This is a genomic window from Burkholderia sp. FW306-1C-G01B (assembly GCF_058781685.1).
The window spans coordinates 277,287-295,680 of the sequence record NZ_JBYSWZ010000004.1 but is presented as its reverse complement, the minus strand read 5'-3'; the positions used below and the strand labels follow the sequence as shown (position 1 = coordinate 295,680).

At 69.5% G+C, this 18,394-nt stretch carries 18 protein-coding genes; 5 read left to right on the top strand and 13 right to left on the bottom strand.

Annotation, left to right across the window (positions count from 1 at the left end; all coding sequences use genetic code 11):
* Nucleotides 1-96: 96 nt before the first annotated feature.
* The 6 genes from AC3WLY_RS10895 to AC3WLY_RS10870 all read right to left on the bottom strand — a co-directional run bounded on the left by AC3WLY_RS10895 (nt 97) and on the right by AC3WLY_RS10870 (nt 5,821).
* Complete coding sequence (locus AC3WLY_RS10895) at nt 97-1,575, bottom strand: alginate export family protein (protein ID WP_492309427.1); 1,479 nt, start codon at nt 1,573-1,575, stop codon at nt 97-99.
* Between the two features lie 74 nt (nt 1,576-1,649).
* Nucleotides 1,650-2,345, bottom strand: a complete 696-nt coding sequence (locus AC3WLY_RS10890) for a YoaK family protein (protein ID WP_347066027.1) — start codon at nt 2,343-2,345, stop codon at nt 1,650-1,652.
* Complete coding sequence (locus AC3WLY_RS10885) at nt 2,342-3,256, bottom strand: VOC family protein (RefSeq protein ID WP_425132366.1); 915 nt, start codon at nt 3,254-3,256, stop codon at nt 2,342-2,344. Before AC3WLY_RS10885 ends, AC3WLY_RS10890 begins: the two co-directional genes overlap by 4 nt.
* A 26-nt stretch (nt 3,257-3,282) precedes the next feature.
* The gene (locus AC3WLY_RS10880) at nt 3,283-3,744 is read right to left on the bottom strand and encodes a DoxX family protein (protein WP_492309426.1); all 462 of its coding nucleotides are present in this window, start codon (nt 3,742-3,744) and stop codon (nt 3,283-3,285) included.
* Nucleotide 3,745: 1 nt separating this feature from the next.
* Nucleotides 3,746-5,635 (bottom strand): amidohydrolase, encoded by a 1,890-nt coding sequence (locus tag AC3WLY_RS10875; protein ID WP_492309425.1) that lies wholly within the window; start codon nt 5,633-5,635, stop codon nt 3,746-3,748.
* 18 nt (nt 5,636-5,653) lie between these two features.
* On the bottom strand, nt 5,654-5,821 hold the full coding sequence (locus tag AC3WLY_RS10870) for a DUF1427 family protein (protein ID WP_204426193.1): 168 nt from the start codon (nt 5,819-5,821) through the stop codon (nt 5,654-5,656).
* Between the two features lie 103 nt (nt 5,822-5,924).
* Here AC3WLY_RS10870 and AC3WLY_RS10865 point away from each other — a divergent pair, with 103 nt between their 5' ends.
* Entirely contained in the window at nt 5,925-6,848 is a 924-nt protein-coding gene (locus AC3WLY_RS10865) for a LysR family transcriptional regulator (protein WP_175963850.1), read from the top strand.
* 22 nt (nt 6,849-6,870) lie between these two features.
* On the opposite strand, the gene AC3WLY_RS10860 is transcribed toward AC3WLY_RS10865, so the two are convergent.
* A complete protein-coding gene (locus tag AC3WLY_RS10860; protein ID WP_047901195.1) occupies nt 6,871-7,557 on the bottom strand; it encodes a hydrolase in 687 nt (228 codons plus the stop codon).
* A gap of 282 nt (nt 7,558-7,839) precedes the next feature.
* On the opposite strand from AC3WLY_RS10860, the gene AC3WLY_RS10855 reads away from it, so the two are divergent.
* Genes AC3WLY_RS10855 through AC3WLY_RS10840 form a run of 4 tightly spaced genes read left to right on the top strand, consistent with a single transcriptional unit; the run spans nt 7,840 to nt 11,071 of the window.
* Nucleotides 7,840-8,100 (top strand): XapX domain-containing protein, encoded by a 261-nt coding sequence (locus AC3WLY_RS10855; protein WP_492309424.1) that lies wholly within the window; start codon nt 7,840-7,842, stop codon nt 8,098-8,100.
* Nucleotides 8,101-8,125: 25 nt separating this feature from the next.
* A complete protein-coding gene (locus tag AC3WLY_RS10850) occupies nt 8,126-9,706 on the top strand; it encodes a cation:proton antiporter (RefSeq protein ID WP_034183343.1) in 1,581 nt (526 codons plus the stop codon).
* Nucleotides 9,707-9,752: 46 nt separating this feature from the next.
* Nucleotides 9,753-10,145, top strand: a complete 393-nt coding sequence (locus AC3WLY_RS10845) for an OsmC family protein (protein WP_310134714.1) — start codon at nt 9,753-9,755, stop codon at nt 10,143-10,145.
* A gap of 32 nt (nt 10,146-10,177) precedes the next feature.
* The gene (locus AC3WLY_RS10840; protein ID WP_492309423.1) at nt 10,178-11,071 is read left to right on the top strand and encodes a pirin family protein; all 894 of its coding nucleotides are present in this window, start codon (nt 10,178-10,180) and stop codon (nt 11,069-11,071) included.
* A 54-nt stretch (nt 11,072-11,125) separates the two neighbouring features.
* Here AC3WLY_RS10840 and AC3WLY_RS10835 read toward each other — a convergent pair whose 3' ends face one another.
* From AC3WLY_RS10835 to bcsE, 6 genes are read right to left on the bottom strand one after another with little or no spacing between them, the layout of a single operon-like run.
* Nucleotides 11,126-11,323, bottom strand: a complete 198-nt coding sequence (locus AC3WLY_RS10835; RefSeq protein ID WP_492309422.1) for a hypothetical protein — start codon at nt 11,321-11,323, stop codon at nt 11,126-11,128.
* Nucleotides 11,305-12,870, bottom strand: a complete 1,566-nt coding sequence (bcsG, locus tag AC3WLY_RS10830) for a cellulose biosynthesis protein BcsG (protein ID WP_492309421.1) — start codon at nt 12,868-12,870, stop codon at nt 11,305-11,307. Before bcsG ends, AC3WLY_RS10835 begins: the two co-directional genes overlap by 19 nt.
* Before the next feature lie 27 nt (nt 12,871-12,897).
* Nucleotides 12,898-15,435 (bottom strand): UDP-forming cellulose synthase catalytic subunit, encoded by a 2,538-nt coding sequence (gene bcsA / locus AC3WLY_RS10825; protein ID WP_492309420.1) that lies wholly within the window; start codon nt 15,433-15,435, stop codon nt 12,898-12,900.
* On the bottom strand, nt 15,432-16,211 hold the full coding sequence (gene bcsQ / locus AC3WLY_RS10820) for a cellulose biosynthesis protein BcsQ (RefSeq protein ID WP_175963855.1): 780 nt from the start codon (nt 16,209-16,211) through the stop codon (nt 15,432-15,434). Before bcsQ ends, bcsA begins: the two co-directional genes overlap by 4 nt.
* Nucleotides 16,208-16,441, bottom strand: a complete 234-nt coding sequence (locus AC3WLY_RS10815; RefSeq protein ID WP_492309419.1) for a hypothetical protein — start codon at nt 16,439-16,441, stop codon at nt 16,208-16,210. The genes bcsQ and AC3WLY_RS10815 overlap by 4 nt, the downstream gene beginning before the upstream one ends.
* Nucleotides 16,438-18,393: a cellulose biosynthesis protein BcsE gene (gene bcsE / locus AC3WLY_RS10810; RefSeq protein WP_492332669.1), complete on the bottom strand. Its 1,956-nt coding sequence runs from the start codon at nt 18,391-18,393 to the stop codon at nt 16,438-16,440. The genes AC3WLY_RS10815 and bcsE overlap by 4 nt, the downstream gene beginning before the upstream one ends.
* Nucleotide 18,394: the final 1 nt, after the last annotated feature.

Sequence of the window (18,394 nt, the reverse complement as noted above, 5' to 3'; positions counted from 1 at the left end):
TCACGAGGACTGGCCGGCAGCGCTGCCGGCCCGGACGAACGAAGGGCGGCCTCCCGGCCGCCCTTTTTCATGGGTACGCGTCGTCGTGCCCGTTCGTCACCAGCCGTACTTGAGCTCGACGCCGACATAGTCGGCGTTGTGCCCGCCCGCCTGCCGAATCGCGTCGCCGACCTGGAAATGCACGGCCTCGACCGCGCCGATCAGGTTCGCGGCGATCGTCCAGTCCGCACGCAGCTGCACATACATCCCCGTCCACAACCCGCCCTTGCCGGCCGTGCCCGGCACCACGGCGTTGCCCTGCTGGTAGACCGCGTCGCCGGTCGTCTCGCGCCACTGGAAACCGAGCGCGCCGAGCAGCGCCAGGTTCGGCGACGGCTTCAGCGTCACCGACGGCTTCACGTGGATCAGGTTCGAGTAACCGGTGAAGCCCGCGAGCGTGAAGTAATAGCCGTTCGGAAACAGCGGATTGAAGGTGCCGATGCGGCCGTCGTGCGGATGCCGGTCGCCCGACGCCGCGTCGACCTGCAGCGCGACGCGCGGCGACCACGGCGCATCGAGCCGGTAGCCTGCGATCGAGCCGAGCGCCCACGCGCGGATCGAGCTGCCGCCGACCGTCCCCGTCTGCAGCATCGTTTCGAGATCCCAGTCGAAGCGCCCCTGCGTGCCCGTGTAGCGCATGTCCCACACGTCGCGGCGCTCGGCGCCGCTCGCGTCGAGAAAGCGTGCGTTGCTGCGGTTGTAGCGCGACCAGTAGCCCGACAGGTCGCCGGGCCCGACTGACTGCCGCTCGAAGCGCACGCCGCTGAACGTGAGGTTGCGGTTCGACACGTCGTCGAACGCGGACACGGTGCGGTTCTGCACGGGCTGCGTCGCATACGCGATAAAGCGCCACTTTTGATATTCGTAGTCGGCCCACACCGCATCGAACGCCTGCCGCACGTTCGGGCCATCGCGCGCGGCGATGAAACGCTGCAGGTCGAACGCCATCTCCTGCCGGCCGACGCGCAACTTGAACGTGCCGCCGCCGAGCGCACCCGTGTAGGTCGCGAATGCCTGTTCGAGATCGAGCGGGTTCTTGTCGACCGGCGAGATCGTGTTCTTGCCGAACGCGCGGTCGTCCTGCAACTGCACGAAGAACTGCCAGTGTTGGCCGAGATGCGCATCGGCATGCACTTCGACGCGCTGGATCAGGTACGTGTCCGATTGCGCGGAGCCGATCCCGAACAGCGGCGCGTCGTTGGTTTCCAGACGCTCGCGCAGGTTCACGCCGAGCGAAAGATAGGATGACGGATCGTTGCCGAGCGGGATGTATTTCAACCCGTCGAGCGGCGCGCGCGGCACGCATGGATTCGCGAGCACCGACCAGTCTTCCTGCCAGCGGTTGAACAGCACGGTCGGCCGCTTGGCCGTGCACGTCGATGCGGGCGCGCTGTCCGCCGCCGGTGCAGTCGCCGTGTCCGCGAACGCCGCATCGGCACCCGCGAGCAGCAGCCCCGCGACAACCGACGCGCGGGCAACCCGGTCGAAGCGGCTGCCTCGGGTCGTCGCGGCACGCTGCCCGCTTGTCGCGGCCATCCGTTCGCGACCGCGTGCATCGGTCCGGCCCGCTCGCCCGCCGCGGTCGCGACGCGTCCCTCCACGCTGCACGATCATGCATGCTCCTGCGTGCCGGTACGGGCGGACACCCCCGTACATGCCGCCAGCACCGCGAGCGTGCCGGCGGGCACAAGCAGCGCCCAGAACCCGATATGGCGAAAACCCAGCGCGCCGCATACCGCGCCGAGCGCGAACGCGACGATCGCCGGCAGCATCTTCGCGAAGCGCGCGCGTGCCGTCGCGCGCACGCTGTCGGCCGTGCCGGCGGACAGTAGGTCGACGACATCGAGGATCGCCTGCGTGACGTTGCCGGTCATCACCGTGTTCGGCACGCCGGCGCGCGCGATCACGCGCGGATGCGCGTTCTGCACGCCCATCGCGAACGTGCCGACGAAACCGGCCACCAGCACCGGCAGGCTGTCGGATTGCGTCACGGGCGTCGCCCAAACGCCGGCCGCGCAGAAGCCGAGCAGCAGTACCGCCTGCACCGTATGCAGGGCTCGCGCGCCCTGCCATGCGGGTCGCGCGGAAAGCGCGCGCGCAATCAGGCTGCTCGCGACGACGCCGCACACGAACGCAGGAAACACGCTGAGCTTCAGCAGGACGCCCTGCCCGAACCCCGCGACGCCCGCGCCGATCAGCACGAAGTTGCCCGTCACGTGCGCGGTGAACAGCCCGAACAGCGCGACGAAGCTCAGCGTATCGACGAAGCCGGCCACCGCGGAAAGGATCGTGTCTTCGTGCTTCATCGCGCCGCGCTCGCGTGGATCTCGGCGACGTAGCCGCCGGGGAACTGCACGAGCGCCGCATCGCGCCCGTCCGCCGTATACGACGGCACGAGCACGTTCACGCCCGCGGCCCGCGCCTGCTTCAGCGTCGCGGCCAGATCCGGCACTTCGTAGCCGGTCATCTCGCGGCCGTACGGGTAAGGCAGTTGGCCGTCCGTCACGAGCACGGTCATCTTGCCGAAGCCCGACGTGATGCGAATGCGGCGATAGGTGTCGTTCGGCCGGCCGATCTCGATGCCGGGCGCCTTGAGGTTGTCGGACACCACCTTGCCGTTCGAGAACTTGACGAAATCATGGACGAACTTGCGCACGCTCTGCGGCGACACATACACGCGGTTCTCGGGGATCGTCTGCAGCGCCGCGTAGTTCGGCGCCTGCGTGTGCCAGTACAGCTGCATCTTCACGCCGCCCGTCCACGCGATCACCGCATCGCGGCCGATCGGATCGGGGAACGTGTCGACGATCACTTCCGCGCCATGCTCGCGCGCCACCTTCATCGCCGCGTCCATGTCGGTGACGAGGTAACCCGTGCGCTCCGCGCCGAACGGCCAGGGCACGGGCGTCTTGAAGCCGAACACGGAGATCGTGCCCGCCGGCGTGAAAACGAGTTGCGACATCGTCTGGCTCGGGGTCGGCGTGACCTGGAACACGCCCTGCTTCGACTTGCTGCCGCCGAACGTCGCGACGAAGCTGTCGGTGAAGCGATCGAAATCCTCGGGGGCGACGTATACGTGTGTCGTGTCGTATTGCGGCCCGACGGCAAGCGTCGGCGTGGCCGCCGGCGGCACGGGCGGCTTCGCGTACGACGCCGGCGCCGCGACGAGGCCGGCGGCGATCGCAAGCGCGAGCAAGGCGGAACGAATCGTTTTCATCACAGGATTTCCTTGTTGTTTCATCGTCATCGAGTGGTACGGCCGTCGCCGGCCGTGTGCTTCGCATCGGCGAGCAGCGTCGCGAGCACGAGTGCGGCGATCAGCCCGAGATGCTCGAAAAAGCTGTTGAGCGCCATGAAATGATCGGCGCCCGTGCGGTTCCAGAAATCGTTCGCCACCAGCATCGCGACGAGCGTCAGCATGCCGAGGCTGCCGGCGCCGAGCCACGTGAAGCGGTTCAACACCACGCACAGCGAGCCGGCGATCTCGACCGCGATCGCGAGCGCCGCCCAGAGCGCGGCCGGATGCAGGCCGAAATGCGCCTGCTCGGCGACCGCGCCGTCGAAATCCAGCGCCTTCGCGACGCCGCCGATCAGGTAGGCGGACACCAGCGCGAGGCGCACGAGCGGCGGGACCCACGGCTGCGCCAGCAGCGCGCGGACCCACGCCGGGTTGCCGAAGCCGCCGGAGTTGATCGGGGCCGCCATGTCAGACCGCCCAGCACGAACAACCGAACGCGCCCCAGAAGCCCTTCGCGTCCGACGTCGGCAATGCACTGCCCCACGCGCTCGCATGCGCATGGGCGTGCACGTTGCATGCACTCGCGCAGCCGCACATCGCGGCGGCCGCCGCACGCTGCAGCGGTGCGCCGTTGCGCTGCGTCGCGCCCCAGCCGCCGTAGCCGCCATACTCGCGCACCGGCGACCAGTCCGGCATCGCGGGCGGAATCGGCGCGTCGTGCGATGCGAACGGCCCCGCGCCCCATACGATCTTGCCGCCGACCACCGTCAACAATGCGGTCGTATCCACGATATCGTCCTCCGCACATGTGAAGAAATCGCGATCCGGGACCATCAGGTCGGCAAGCTGCCCGACCGCGATGCGCCCTTTCTTCCCCTCTTCGTTCGAGAACCACGTCACGTATTCGGTCCACATCCGCAGCGCGGTCTCGCGATCGAGCAGGTTGCGCTGCGGGTACATGCGCAGCCCGCCGACCGTCTTGCCCGTCACGAGCCACGCGAGCGACACCCACGGGTTGTACGACGCGACGCGCGTCGCGTCGGTGCCGGCCGACACCTTGAGCCCCTTGTCGAGCATCTTCGCGACGGGCGGCGTCGCCTCGGCCGCCTGTGCACCGTAGCGCTCGACGAAGTATTCGCCCTGGTACGCCATCCGGTGCTGCACCGCGATGCCGCCGCCCAGCGCTGCAATACGGTCCATCGATTTTTCGGAGATCGTTTCCGCATGATCGAAGAACCAGTTCAACCCGTCGAGCGGAATTTCGCGGTTCACCTTTTCGAACACGTCGAGCGCGCGGTCGATCGTTTCGTCGTAGGTCGCATGCATGCGCCATGGCCAGCGGTTCTGCGCGAGCACGCGCACGACGCCTTCGAGATCGTCTTCCATCTGCGCCGGCAGGTCCGGGCGCGCGACGCGGAAATCCTCGAAGTCGGCCGCCGAGAACACCAGCATCTCGCCGGCGCCGTTGTTGCGGAAATAGTCGGTGCCGTCGTGATACTTGACGCTCTTGGTCCAGTTCACGAAATCTTCCTTCTCCGCGTTCGGCTTCTGCGTGAACAGGTTGTACGCGATCCGGATCGTCATCTCGCCCGCGTCGTGCAGCTTGCGGATCACTTCGTAATCGTCGGGATAATTCTGCGAACCGCCGCCCGCGTCGATCACGCCCGTCACGCCGAGACGGTTCAGTTCGCGCATGAAGTGGCGCGTCGAGTTGTACTGGTATTCGAACGGCAGCTTCGGCCCCTTCGCGAGCGTCGCGTAGAGGATCGTCGCGTTCGGGTTCGCGAGCAGCAGCCCGGTCGGGTTGCCCGCGGCGTCGCGCAGGATCGTGCCGCCCGGCGGCTCGGGCGTGTCCTTCGTGTAGCCGACCACGCGCAGCGCGGCCGCGTTCAGCAGCGCACGGTCGTACAGGTGCAGGATGAACACCGGCGTATCGGGCGCGGCGGCGTTGAGCTCCTCGATCGTCGGCAGGCGCTTCTCGGCGAACTGGTGCTCGGTGAAGCCGCCGACCACGCGCACCCATTGCGGCGCGGGCGTGATCGCGACCTGCCGCCTGAGCATCTCCATCGCGACCGCGAGCGAACGCACGCCGTCCCAGCGCAGCTCCATGTTGTAGTTCAAACCGCCGCGAATCACGTGCGTATGGTTGTCGATCAGGCCCGGCAGCACGGCGCGGCCGTCGAGATCGACGACCTTCGTCGCGCGGCCCGCGAGCGGCACGATCTCCGCACTGCCGCCGACCGCGACGAAGCGGCCGTCCTTGATCGCGACGGCGGTGGCGACGGGGTTCGCACGATCGAGCGTCGTGATGCGCCCGTTGTGCAGGATGAGATCGGGTTGAGTGTCGGTTGCGCTCATGAAATGTCCTCGATGCGGTCAGAAGCCGAGCCAGTGACGGACCGGCGCGATGCCCGCTGCGCCGATCAGCATGCCGGCGAGGCCGACCAGCGCGATCAGCGGCGGTGCCGGCGAGCGCACCTTGATCACGCTGTATACGACGCCGATCAGCACGCCGGCGCCCAGTGAAACTACATACGATTCCATATGCTCCCTCCCGACTGGATTAGAATGACCCGCATTGCCGCGCGCCATCGGCGCGATCCGCTGCCGCCGAATCCGCTTCGCTTCCCTGCCACGCCTTCCAGCCATGCAACATCTTCCCGATCTCGAAGCCTGGGCCATCTTCGCGCGCGTCGCGGAAACCGGTTCGTTCGCCAAGGCCGCCGACCTGCTCGGCATATCGCAACCGACAGTGTCGAAAGCGATCGCGCGCCTCGAAAAACGCCTGGGCTCGATGCTGCTGTACCGCACGTCGCGCAAGCTGTCGCTCACGCCGACCGGCGAACTGCTGCGCGATCGCGCGATCCGGCTGCTCGCCGACGCCGAGCTGATCGAAGGCGAGGCGTCCGCGCACGCGCTCGAACCGCACGGCCTGCTGCGCGTGAACGCGCCGATGTCCTACGGCCTGTGCAATCTCGCGCCGCTGTTGCCCGCGTTTCTCGAGCGCTACCCGCGCGTCGACGTCGACCTCGTGCTCACCGACAACTTCGTCGACATCGTGTCCGGCGGCTTCGACGTCGCCATCCGGATCGCCGAACTGAACGATTCGTCGCTGCGCGCGCGCCGCCTCTGCGCCGTGCGCCGGCCGCTCGTCGCATCGCCCGCGTATCTCGACCGGCGCGGCCGGCCGACCCATCCGAGCGAACTCGACCAGCACGTGTGCCTGACCTACACGAACATACCGACACCCGAATACTGGCGCTTTCGCCACACGGCGTCGGGCGACGAATTCGGCGTGCCGGTGCGCGGGCGCATTCGCGCCAACAACGCCGACGTTCTCTGCCCCGCGCTGATCGCCGGCCACGGCCTCGCGCTGCAGCCGGCGTTCCTGGTGTGGGATGCGCTGCAAAGCGGCGAGCTCGAGGAAGTGATGCACGACTGGAAAATCCCCGACATCAACGTCAACCTCGTCACGCCGCCCGGCATGCTGCGTGCGGCGCGTGTGACGGCCCTGCTCGACTTTCTCGTCGAGCATTTGACAGGCGCGCCGTGGGCACTGCCGCCCGTTTGAACGCGCGGCGGCACGGAGCCCGTTACTTCGCCGGCACCGGCGCGAGCGACTCGTGCGGCGTCGCGGTGCGCTGTTCGGCCTTGTGGACCATCGTGTACGCGTAGTCGACGCCCATCCCGTACGCGCCCGAGTGCTCCTTCGCGATCGCCATCACGGCGTTGTAGGTGTCGCGGCGTGCCCAGTCGCGCTGCCACTCGAGCGCGACCTGCTGCCACGTGACGGGCACCACGCCGGCCTGGATCATCCGTTGCATCGCGAAGTCGTGCGCGTCCTTCGACGTGCCGCCCGATGCATCGGCCACCATGTAGATCTCGTAGTCGCCTTCGAGCATCGCGCAGAGCGCGAACGTCGTATTGCAGACTTCGGTCCACAGGCCCGACACGATCACCTTCTTGCGGCCGTTCGCGGCCAGCGCGTCGCGCACCTTCTGGTCGTCCCACGAGTTCATCGACGTGCGTTCAAGCGTCTTCTGGTTCGGAAACACGTCGAGCAGTTCGGGATAGGTGTAACCGGAGAAGCTCTCCGATTCCACCGTCGTGATCGTGGTCGGAATGTTGAATGCCTTCGCTGCCTTCGCGAGCCCGACGACGTTGTTCTTCAGCGTCTGGCGATCGATCGACTGCACGCCGAATGCCATCTGCGGCTGCTGGTCGATGAAGATCAACTGGCTGTTCTGGGGAGTGAGGACTTCAAGCTTGGGGTTGCTCATGGCGCGAATCATCCTTTGGACAGGAAACGTTTAAGGCTTGCCTCGATCGGAAAGTACGAGGAGCCGACTGTGCGTTGCCCCGGATTTGCGTCTTCCGGTTGCAGCCATTTAATCGGAAAAGTCGCAGCTCGAACATCCAAGAAACGGAATCGATCGAATTCCGAAAGAGGGGTCTCTCAAGGGCAATCCGCCCTTTTTTTCCACACGTAAACCCGATACGCTTCCAGCACATTGAAGGCGCGCCCTTCGCCCCCGACCAGCCTATCACGAGAGGTTTTCATCATGAAACCGTATTTCCTGTCGCTGCTCGCCGGCATTCTCGCCGGCGTCATCTACGGCGCGCTCGGCGTGAATTCGCCGGCGCCGCCCGTCATCGCGCTCACCGGGCTGCTCGGCATGCTGGCCGGCGAACAGATCCTGCCCGTCGCGCGCCGGATGCTTTCCGGACACCGGCTGAATACCGCATGGCGCGAAGCGCAATGCAGCCAGCACATGTTCGGCGCGCTGCCGGGTGGCGCCGCGAACGACCGCAAGCCGTCGTGATGCACGCCGTCGCCGCAGGCCGCGCATGACCAACGTCGAGCTGTTCCACTACCTGCTGCTGTTGATCTGCGGCGCGGGCGCGCTCACGTGGCTCGCCGAACGCATCTCGATTCCGCCGGCCGTCGTGCTGCTGCTCGGCGGCTGCGCGGTGGCGATCGCCGGCAAGCGCGTGCCCGACATGGACCCGGCGCTGCTGCTCGCGGCCGTGCTGCCGCCGCTGCTGATGTCGAGCGGGTTCTACACCGCATGGAAGGAATTCAGGCAGGAGCTCGCATCGATCGCGTCGCTCGCGCTCGGTGCGGTGGCGTTCACGACCGTCGCAGTCGCCGTGGCCGTGCGTGCCGCGAACCCGGCGCTGCCGTGGGCCGCGTGCTTCACGCTCGGCGCGATCGTGTCGCCGCCCGACGCGGTCGCCGCGAAGGCGATCCTGCAGCGCTACCCGCTGCCCGCGCGGCTCGTCGCGGTGCTCGAAGGCGAAAGCCTCGTCAACGATGCGTCGGGCCTGCTGCTGTACCAGATGGCCGTATCGGCCGCGCTCGCCGTGTCGATCACGGCCGCGAGCGCCACCGGCCTGTTCTTCTCGCTGACGCTGATCGGCATCGCGGTCGGCCTCGCGTGCGGCCATGCGATGTGCTGGGTGCTGCCGCGCCTGCGCGACCCGATGCTCGGCATCGTCGTGACTTTCGCAATGGCGTGGGGCAGCTACGGGATCGCGGAAGCCGTCGACGGCTCGGGCGTGCTGTCGGTGGTGACCTGCGGCCTCGTGCTCGGCGTGCGCCAGCATCGCGTGTTCGACGCCGACCTGCGGATCAAGGCGAAGGCGACGTGGGAAGCGATCGTGTTCGTGCTCGATGCGCTCGTGTTCATCCTGATCGGTCTCGCGCTGCATGCGATCCTCGCGCGCGTGAACCACGAAGGCGCGGTGCTGATGGCCGGCCTGCGCGTCGCGCTGCCCGCCACCGCCGCCGCGATCGGTGCGCGCGTCGTGTGGGTGTTCGTCGCGATGTGGCTGCCGGACCGCCTGCGCGCACCGCGTGCGGGCCACGCGCGGTGGTCGTGGCGCGAGGCTGTCGTGCTCGGCTGGTCGGGCATGCGCGGCGTCGTGAGCCTCGCGGCCGCGATCGCGCTGCCGAGCAACTTTCCCGGCCGCGACCTGATCCTGTTCAGCACGTTCCTGCTGATCATCGCGACGCTCGTCGTGCAGGGCGGCACGCTCGCGCCGCTGATCCGCGTGCTGAAGCTGCGGCCCGTCGCGCGGCATACAATGTCCGAGCATGCGGTACGCGCGCATACGTTCGGCGCGGCGCTCGCCGAACTCGACGCGCTGGAGCAGCGCGGGTCGAACCTCGAGCGCCCTTCGCTCGACCGCCTGCTCGCCGAATACCGCAACCGCGTCATGTTCAACGAACGCGCGCATCGGCATGGTGCCGAGCCGGCCGACATGCGAGCACGGATGCTGCGCGTCGAGCTCGAACTCGTCGGTGTGTCGCGCCAGGCGCTGCTCGACCTGCATCGCGACGGCAAGGTCGACGACACGGTGCTGCACCGGATCGAATCGGAGCTCGATTTCGAGGAACTGCGGCTGCAGCGGCTGCTCGAACCGTAACGTCCGGCCAGGCCGCCGGCCCTCCCCCTTTCCCCATGGAACTGCAATGAGCGAACTGTCCGTCGAAGCGAGCATCGGCTCGGTCGATTATCTCGTCCACTTCAGCGATGGCGCCCACCAGTGGCGTGCCGATGAACCGGCGCCGCTCGGCGGCGGCGATGCGGCGCCGACGCCCGTCGCGCTGCTGCTGTCGAGCCTCGGCGCCTGCACCGCGATCACGCTGAAGATGTATGCGCAGCGCAAGGGCTGGCCGCTCGCCGAAGTGCACGTGAAGCTCGCGCACGAATCGGGCAGCGCGGGCAGCACGATCGTGCGCCGCATCACGCTCGAAGGCGACCTGTCCGGCGAACAGCGCGAGCGCCTGCTGCAGATCGCGAACGCGTGCCCGGTACACAAGATCCTCACGCATCCGATCACGATCGACACGGCGATCGCCTGATCGCCCACCGCACCGAACTCGAGATCCCCACCATGTCCGCATCGATCAAGACCCTGCTCACGCCGCGCGAAAGCGACATCGGCAACCTCGTCGTGCGCCGCGTGCTGCCCGCTCGCGCCGCGCGCCTCGTCGGCCCGTTCATCTTCTTCGACGAGATGGGCCCGGCCGTGCTGCCGGCCGGCCGCGGCATCGACGTGCTGCCGCATCCGCACATCGGGCTCGCGACCGTCACCTACCTGTTCGACGGTTCGCTGATGCATCACGACAGCCTCGGCTTCCGGCAGAAGATCGTGCCGGGCGACGTGAACTGGATGACGGCCGGCCGCGGCATCGTGCATTCGGAGCGTTCGCCCGACGAGGACCGCCCGCGCGAGCAGCCGGTCCACGGGATCCAGACCTGGGTCGCGCTGCCGGTCGAGCACGAGGACACCGCGCCCGCATTTGTCCATCATCCGGCCGACACGCTGCCGTCGTTCGCGCGCGACGGCGCGAGCGTGCGCGTGATCGCGGGCACCGCGTTCGGGCTTACGTCGCCGGTCGCCGTGTTCTCGCCGACGCTCTATGCGTATGCGGAATTCGCGGCGGGCGGCCAGCTCGCGCTCGATGCGGAGCACGACGAACGCGGCGTGTATCTCGTCGACGGCGACCTCACCATCGACGGCACGCCGCTCGCCCCCGCGACGATGGCCGTGCTCGAACCGGGCGCGACCGTTGCGCTCGCCAGCGCGAACGGCGCGCGCGTGATGCTGCTCGGCGGCGCACACCTGCCGGGCGAGCGTTTCATCGAATGGAATTTCGTGTCGAGCGAGCGCGCGAAGATCGAAGCGGCGCGCGCGGCATGGGCCGCGCAGACTTTCGGCAAGGTGCCGGGCGAGGAAGACGAATGGACGCGTCAGCCGGAACGCAAGGCGCGACCGGCAGAATAGGCAGGTTCGCCCGCAAGCTGGCGACGGCCGGCAAGCATGCCGGCCGTCGTTCATTTACCGTTTCAATCCCATCAGTTTCGCGAGCGTCGGCCAACGCTCGAGCGACTCGACGAACGCGCGGCGCGCCTGCTCGTCGACATAGCGCTCAGGGTCGAGCGCGGGCAGATGCCGCGCGAGGCCGAGCACGTCGTTCGGCTGCGACAGGCGATCGTCGTCGCCGTCGCCGGGAAGGATTATTGTTCGTCGATCCATACGCCGTCCGGAGTTTTCACCGCGTAACCCGCGGCCGTCTGCATCGATACCGTGCCCTCGTTCTCGCCGACCATCCGCGTGCGCGGCAGGTCCGCCGCATATTGCGCGAGCGTCGCGCCCGGCTTGAACGGGCTGTTCGACACGAGGTTCGACAGCAGCTGCGCGAGCGCGAGGAAGCTGGTCGGCTGCTCGATCACGGTGGTCGCGCCGTGGTTGCCGGCAAAGCCGACGAGCCGCACGCCGACCGGCCCGTGCACGATGCGCGGCGTCGGGATCTCGCGCAGGCCCGCGACCTGGTTCTTGTCGCCGCGCAGCGCGGCGCCGTGCTCGGGCACGAACACGATCACCGCGCGGCGGCCCGATTGCGCGATCAGGTCGGCGAGACGGTCGAAGTCGCTCATCAACTTCGTCGCACGCTGCGGATACGAGTCGATGCTCGTCAGCGAACTGCCGACCACGCGGTTGCCGTCGTGCAGGCTGATCGTGTTGTAGTACAGCGCGACAGGCCCCTGCACCGCCCCGCGCTGCGCATACCAGTTCGCGAGCGTTCCGTAGTCGTCCTTGATCGCCGAGCCGTCGAACGCGTGCATCGCGACGGGCGCGGCCGCGTTCGAGACCATCGGCGCGTCGGCCGCGCCGATGTTGTCGTGGATCACCTGCAGGAAGTTGTCGAAGTGGCCGTCGTGGTTCAGCAGCGACTGCACCGTGTAACCGGCGCCCGCGAGTTGCGCGAACAGCTGGCACTGCTGCGGCGCGGGCTTGTACAGGTCCGCGTGCGCCTCCTGCCCGCAGCTCGCGCGCAGCACGCGGATCGCCGCCGGGCCGCTGTAGCTCGCGGCGGTGCTGAAGTTCGTGAACAGATAGTCGAAGTGGCTCAACATCGGGTGATTGCGCACCTTCGCCGCATCGAGATCGTCCCACGACAGCGAGCAGACGTGCAGCACGATCACGTCGAACTGGGCGGCCGGATCGTTGCCGGGATGGCCGAACGCGACCTGCCGCTGCGACTCCTGTGCACGGAACGTCGCGAGCGCGGCGTTGTGGTCCTCGGGCTGGTCGGCGCGCCCCATCGCCGTCGCGCCCTGCGCGTTCGCCTGCTGCGTGGCCGGTGCGACCACGCGCGCCATCAAGCCGCTGCCCGCTTGCCACAGCGGCATCACGATCAGCACGGCCAGCACGAACGTCGCGACGCGCAGCCAGCGGTTGACGATGAAATAGACGATCAGCGCGCCGGCCACCGTCAGCACGAGCGCGGGCGGCAGCAGGCGCGGCAGCAGTTCCATCCAGTAGTCGACGCGGAACGTGCTCACTTCCTGCGCGGCCTCGACGAGGCGTGCCAGCGGCGGCGCATGCATCTCGCGCGCAAGCAGCGGCACCGCGATCGCGATCGCCACGAGCTGCCGGACGATGCGCCATGCACGCCGCCGCACCGGCGCGCTCGCCGCGAGCGCCACCGCGAACGCGAGGTTCGCGAGCCACAGCGGCTGCAGGTGCCCGGTCGCGAACAGCGCGAACTTCAGGATGAAATACAGATTCCAGAACGTCATCTAACCCACTCCGTGATGAGCGCCGCGTCAGTCGCGCGCCCGATCGAGCTTCGGCGCCAGCATGGCCTGCAGGCCGCGCGCCGCACCCTTCCACATCCGCACATAACCGTCCACGCCGATGCGCAGCACGCCCTTCAGCCCGCCGAGCGGCGTGTCGACGGGCGTGCCTTCGTGCCAGTCGAGCCACGCATCCGCGCGGCCGAACGTGCATTGCACAAGCTGGCGCTCCTGTTCGAGCGTCAGCGCTTCGAAACTCACGCCGACGTGGGTCGGCGTCACGCGGCTCACGCGCACCGGGAACGGGAACGGCCGGTCGCCGCGCGTCACGCACACCGTCAGCGTGTCGCCGACGGCGAGCGGCAGCCCCGGCACGGCTTCGAGGCCGAGGCCGCCGGTCGAGTAGTCGCTCGTGAAGCATGCGGCCGTCGTTCCGTCGGCGAGCAGCAGCGTGGCCGGCACGCGCATCGCGATCCGGTGCGTGACGCGCACCTGCTTCGTCTCGCGCGCGACGGCCAGCGCCGCGCCGAGCATCGCGAGGTTGTACGCGGTCCAGCCGAGCGTGATCAGGATCGTCGACGCCTCGTCGCCCTGGTCGGCCGCGAGCCGCCACAGGCCGGCGACGATCGCGAGCACGTTCAGCGCGAACAGCACGAGATACGGCTTCGACGTCGACCAGTCGACATAGCCTTCGTCGATCTTGCCGCCCTTGTCGGTCACGTTGAACTTGCCGTGCTTCGGGCTGAAGAACGCGACGGTGGTCGGCAGCGCGATGTACCACGCGAGCACCGATTCGTAGACCTCGGCCCAGAACGAATGGCGGTAGCGCCCCTGCATCCGCGAGTTCGCGACGTTCGCGAGCACAAGATACGGGATCACGTAGCTCGCGAGCGCGAGCGACGACGCGTTGATGAAGTACAGGTGGAAGAACAGGTATGCGACCGGGATCGTCAGGAACACCAGCCGCGGAATCCCGTAGAAGAAATGCAGCATCGCGTTGCCGTAGCAGATCCGCTGGATGAAGCCGAGCCCGCGCCCGAGGAACGGATTGTCGATGCGGAAGATCTGCGCCATCCCGCGCGCCCAGCGCGTGCGCTGCTTCACGTGGCCCGCGAGGCTTTCGGTCGCGAGGCCGGCCGCCTGCACGGTCGGCAGGTACGCCGACGTATAGCCGCGCCGGTGCAGCTTGAGCGCCGTATGCGCATCCTCGGTCACGGTTTCCACCGCGACGCCGCCGACCTCTTCCAGCGCGCTGCGCTTGAGCACCGCGCACGAGCCGCAGAAGAACGTCGCGTTCCACAGATCGTTGCCCGACTGCACGAGGCCGTAGAACAGGTTGCCCTCGTTCGGGATCTCGCGGAACGTGCCGAGGTTGCGCTCGAACGGATCGGGCGAGAAGAAATGGTGCGGCGTCTGCACGAGCGCGCACTTCGGGTCGCGCAGGAACACGCCCATCGTCGTCTGCAGGAACGAGCGCGTCGGCACGTGATCGCAGTCGAAGATCGCGATGTATTCGCCGTGCGTCTTCGGCAGCGCGCGGTTGATGTTGCCGGCCTTCGCGTGGAGATTGTCGTCGCGCGTCAGGTAGTCGATGCCGGCCTCGGCCGCGAACGCCGCGAACTCGGGGCGCCGGCCGTCGTCGAGCAGGTAGACGCGCAGCTTCGCGGTCGGCCAGTCGATGCTCTGCGCGGCGAATACCGTCGGCTTCACGACCGACAGCGGCTCGTTGTAGGTCGGGATGTAGATGTCGACGGTCGGCCAGGTGTCGGGATCGTCGGGCAGCGGCACGATCGGCCGGTCGAGCGGCCAGGCGGTCTGCACGAAACCGAGCAGCAGGATCATCCACGTATAGGCTTCGGCGCCGTACAGCAGGTAGCCGGCGATCGCCTCGACCGGGCCGCGGAAGTCGAGCGTCTGCGTCGTGCGCCACCACACGTAGCGCAGCGTCGCGAGCAGCGCGAGCGACGCGAGCGCGAGCGTCGGCAGGTGGCCCGGCAGGCGGCGCAGCGCGAGCGCCAGCACCGCGACGATCGCGAAGAACGCGAACTGCGCACCGGGCATCAGCGGCGACATCCCGGCCGCGGCCCACAGCAGCGCGCCGGCCACGAGCAGCAGCGGCGCGAGCCAGCGGCGCCGGCCGACGTCGTTCGCGCGCGCATCGAGCCAGCCGCCCCAGCGCGCCCACGGCAGGCGTTCGAGCAGTGCGTCGATGCGACGGCCGACCGCGCGCCCGGCCACATAGACGGGCACGACGAACGTGTCGAACCACGCGAGCGGATCGCGCGCCGGCCGGCCGTCGGCCGCGCGCGGCGCGCGCACGATCGCGCGCCACAGCCATTCGCGCGGACTGAGCGGCTGCAGCACGCCCCACTTGTGCGCGAGCCGCAGGAACGCGGCGCGCGCCCGGCGGCGCACGGGATCGGGCCGGCCCGGCGGCGGCGCGTGGAAAAACAGCCGCACGACCCAGTCGAGCAGCGTGCGCTCCGCCGGCAGCCCGATGCCGCGCGCGAACCAGTCGGTCGCGCGGCGGCCGAACGCGCGCAGCCGCGGCGCGAAGGCGGCCTTCATCGCGCCGCTCCGGTCCGGCCGGCGACTGCCGCCGCCAGCCACGCATCGACCCAGTTCGCGATGCCGTTCAGGTCGTGCGACGCCTGCGAATACGGCGCGTCGTCGAAGATCCAGCTGCCGCGCGCGAGCGCTTCGGGCACGGCCGCGTCGACGTGGATCCGCTGTTCGAGCATCGATGCCGGCCCCGCGACCGCGCGCAGCATCGCGATCGCGTCGCGCTGCATGTCGCGTGCCGGATTCAGCCGGTTCACGACGATCTGCAGTTCGCCGCCGCCAGCACGCAGCGCCCCGAGCCGCGCGGCCGCCGTCGCGCAGGCGATCGGTTCGGGCGGCACGACGACGAGCGTCAGGTCCGCGCGGCGAATCGCCTGCTCGGCCTGCGGCGACGGATAGCGCGCGGTGTCCACCAGCACGACGCCGTCGGCCGGCAGCGCGATCTCGTCGAGCGCGCGCGACAGCCATGCCGGGTCGGCCGCGAGCCGCGCATCGCACGCGGCCGCGCCGGCCGCGTCGACCTGCCCGTACGGCACGAACAGCACGCCGTCGGCATTGCGCCACGTGTGCGCGTGCCACGGCTCGGCCCCGCCGAGCACGCTCTGCGCGAGGCCGTGCTCGGCCAGCGAGTCGAGGCCGAGCGTCGCGCCCATCAGGTTCTGCGCATCGAACTCGACGGCGACGACCTGCCGGCCGCGGCGCGCGAGCAGCACCGCGAGCGCGGCCGCGAGCGTCGTGCGGCCCGCGCCGCCCGTCGTCGATGTAATGGCGATCGTCTTCATCGCGTCGCCTCGCCGCCACGCTCGCCGCCGCGCTCGCCGCCGCGCTCGTCCCCGGGCAGCAGCCGCCCGCGCAGCGCAACCGGCACGAGTTCGCACGGCACCGCGTCGCGCCGGTCGATCCCGCGCGGCGCCTGAAAGCCGCGGCCGATGCCGAGGTGTTGCGCGACGATCCAGACGGGCACCGCGATCAGGATGCCGACGACGAAACCGATGACGAGTTCGGCGATCATGCGCCCTCCGGCTTGCGCAGCGGCATCGCGCTGCGGATGGCGCTGCGCGTTCGCGCGGCGGGAATCACGGGTTGCGGCGGCGCCGCGTCGACGCCCGCGGGAGCCGGCGTCGCACCGATCGCCTCGAGCGCGACGATCGTATCGATCGCGTCGATCGCATCGCTTATTTCGCTCGCTTCGTCCGACGCCGCGCCGGAATCGGCGCGCGCCGCCGGCGCACGCGCGGCGCCCGGCGGCTGCTTGACCGCGAACAGGTCGCTGTAGTCGGCGATCGGCGCGCGCCGGTTCTCGGCTTTCAGCGCATCGAGCTCCGTGTCGATGCTGCCCCGCCCGAGGCACACGACGCGATCGGACAGCGTGTCGACCGGCACGTCGAAGATCCGCGCGAGCGCGTCGTCGGCGTCGACCGGCTCGCACGCGAACAGGAACACGTACAGGTGCGCGGGATTGGCCGTCACGACGTCGCCCGCGCGGCGCGGCCGGCAGTGCCGCAGCGCGTCGACGTGCGACACGCCCGGCAGCAGCGCGATCTTCGCGAGCGTGTGCGGCAGCGCGAGCACGGCGCCGCGATCGAGCACCGCGCGAATCCGCAGGCAGAACGCGCCGACCGGCAGATAGCCGAGCACCGAATCGCCGAGCGCGGCCGCGAGCGCCGCGCGATAGTCCGCCGCGACGGGCCGCGCATAGAGCTGGCCGCGCAGCGCGTGCACGGCGGCCTGCATCCGCGACACCGGCAGGTCGCGCGCGACGACGCGGCTCGCGCCGACGCTCAGCAGCAGCATCTCGAACTGCTGGCGCAGCACCTCGCCGCGCTCGACGACCGCGATCTTCAGCGCGCCGCCGCACTGCCGGCGCAGCGCGTGCACGTCCGCGCACAACGCTTCGAGCTGCGCATGCGAGCGGAACACGAGCACCGCGGTCGCGGCCTGGGCCTTCGCGCAGGCCGCGACGACGGCCGCGTTGTCGTCGACGATTTCCCAGTCGCCGGGCGCGCGGTTCACGCCGTCGAGCACCGCGCGGCTGACGACGACGCGATCCTCGTCGATCGCGAGCTTCATCCGGCGCGCCGGCTCGGTCGCGCCGCCATCGATGCTTGCCGACAGCCGGCCGCCCGGCGCAAAGCGCAGCGGCCGCACCTCGCCGGCCGCGAGCGTGTCGCCCGCGCGCCAGAAATCGACGATCCACAGCAGTTCACCGTGCGTGCGCTGCATCTGCGCGACGCCCGAGAAGACGCCGTGGAAACCGCTGCGCGGCGCGCGATCCGCACCGCGCACGAGCGGCGGATCGTCGGTGCGGACCTCCGTGCCCGCACGAGCCGCTTCGGGATCGAGCAGCAGCACGAGCGCGATGCGATGCGTGCGGCACCAGTCGGCGAGCGCGTGCGCTTCGTCGGCGAGCGCGACCGGATCGTCCCAGCTGAACCAGCGCTGCGCGCCTTCGACGAAATACAGCGAACGCGCACGAAAACCGTAGCGCTTCATCGCGCGCAAGCCACCGGTCAGCCGCGCGAACGGGCCCGGCGCCGCGCGGCGCGGTGCGGCGCCGGTCACGCCGGCGCCATCGGCCGGTTCGGCCGCCGGCGGCATCGCCAGCACGCTCAGGTTGCGCGGCCAGCCGGCCGGCTGCGCGCCGCCCGCAAAGCCGCGCGCCTCCATTTGCTCGACGACGCGTGCCGCATCGCGTGCGAGCACGACCGTGACGTCGCGCGTGCGCGCCTGTCGCGCGCTCTCCCATACGAGCGCATCGCACGCCGGCGTGCCGCCGGCCGCGTAGATCGCGTACAGGCCGCCCGCTTCAAGTTGCGTCCACGCATCGGGCAGGCCGTCGATCGCGAGCCGGCTCAGCGTGCCGACGCGGCCGCCGGCCGGCCCCGTGCGCAGCAGCGCGCGCAGGCGGCCCAGCAGGCCGGCGGCGCCGAGCGCGGGACGGGCGGCATCGATTTCCGTATTCACG

Bases quoted from the DNA above. Each gene is read 5' to 3' on its own strand.
- bcsQ (WP_175963855.1), bottom strand. From the start codon at position 16,211: ATGAAGACGATCGCCATTACATCGACGACGGGCGGCGCGGGCCGCACG.
- AC3WLY_RS10840 (WP_492309423.1), top strand. From the start codon at position 10,178: ATGTCCGCATCGATCAAGACCCTGCTCACGCCGCGCGAAAGCGACATC.
- bcsA (WP_492309420.1), bottom strand. From the start codon at position 15,435: ATGAAGGCCGCCTTCGCGCCGCGGCTGCGCGCGTTCGGCCGCCGCGCG.
- AC3WLY_RS10875 (WP_492309425.1), bottom strand. From the start codon at position 5,635: ATGAGCGCAACCGACACTCAACCCGATCTCATCCTGCACAACGGGCGC.
- AC3WLY_RS10815 (WP_492309419.1), bottom strand. From the start codon at position 16,441: ATGATCGCCGAACTCGTCATCGGTTTCGTCGTCGGCATCCTGATCGCG.
- AC3WLY_RS10845 (WP_310134714.1), top strand. From the start codon at position 9,753: ATGAGCGAACTGTCCGTCGAAGCGAGCATCGGCTCGGTCGATTATCTC.
- AC3WLY_RS10865 (WP_175963850.1), top strand. From the start codon at position 5,925: ATGCAACATCTTCCCGATCTCGAAGCCTGGGCCATCTTCGCGCGCGTC.
- AC3WLY_RS10850 (WP_034183343.1), top strand. From the start codon at position 8,126: ATGACCAACGTCGAGCTGTTCCACTACCTGCTGCTGTTGATCTGCGGC.
- bcsG (WP_492309421.1), bottom strand. From the start codon at position 12,870: ATGACGTTCTGGAATCTGTATTTCATCCTGAAGTTCGCGCTGTTCGCG.
- AC3WLY_RS10835 (WP_492309422.1), bottom strand. From the start codon at position 11,323: ATGGATCGACGAACAATAATCCTTCCCGGCGACGGCGACGACGATCGC.
- AC3WLY_RS10870 (WP_204426193.1), bottom strand. From the start codon at position 5,821: ATGGAATCGTATGTAGTTTCACTGGGCGCCGGCGTGCTGATCGGCGTC.
- AC3WLY_RS10880 (WP_492309426.1), bottom strand. From the start codon at position 3,744: ATGGCGGCCCCGATCAACTCCGGCGGCTTCGGCAACCCGGCGTGGGTC.
- AC3WLY_RS10855 (WP_492309424.1), top strand. From the start codon at position 7,840: ATGAAACCGTATTTCCTGTCGCTGCTCGCCGGCATTCTCGCCGGCGTC.
- AC3WLY_RS10895 (WP_492309427.1), bottom strand. From the start codon at position 1,575: ATGGCCGCGACAAGCGGGCAGCGTGCCGCGACGACCCGAGGCAGCCGC.
- AC3WLY_RS10890 (WP_347066027.1), bottom strand. From the start codon at position 2,345: ATGAAGCACGAAGACACGATCCTTTCCGCGGTGGCCGGCTTCGTCGAT.
- AC3WLY_RS10885 (WP_425132366.1), bottom strand. From the start codon at position 3,256: ATGAAAACGATTCGTTCCGCCTTGCTCGCGCTTGCGATCGCCGCCGGC.
- AC3WLY_RS10860 (WP_047901195.1), bottom strand. From the start codon at position 7,557: ATGAGCAACCCCAAGCTTGAAGTCCTCACTCCCCAGAACAGCCAGTTG.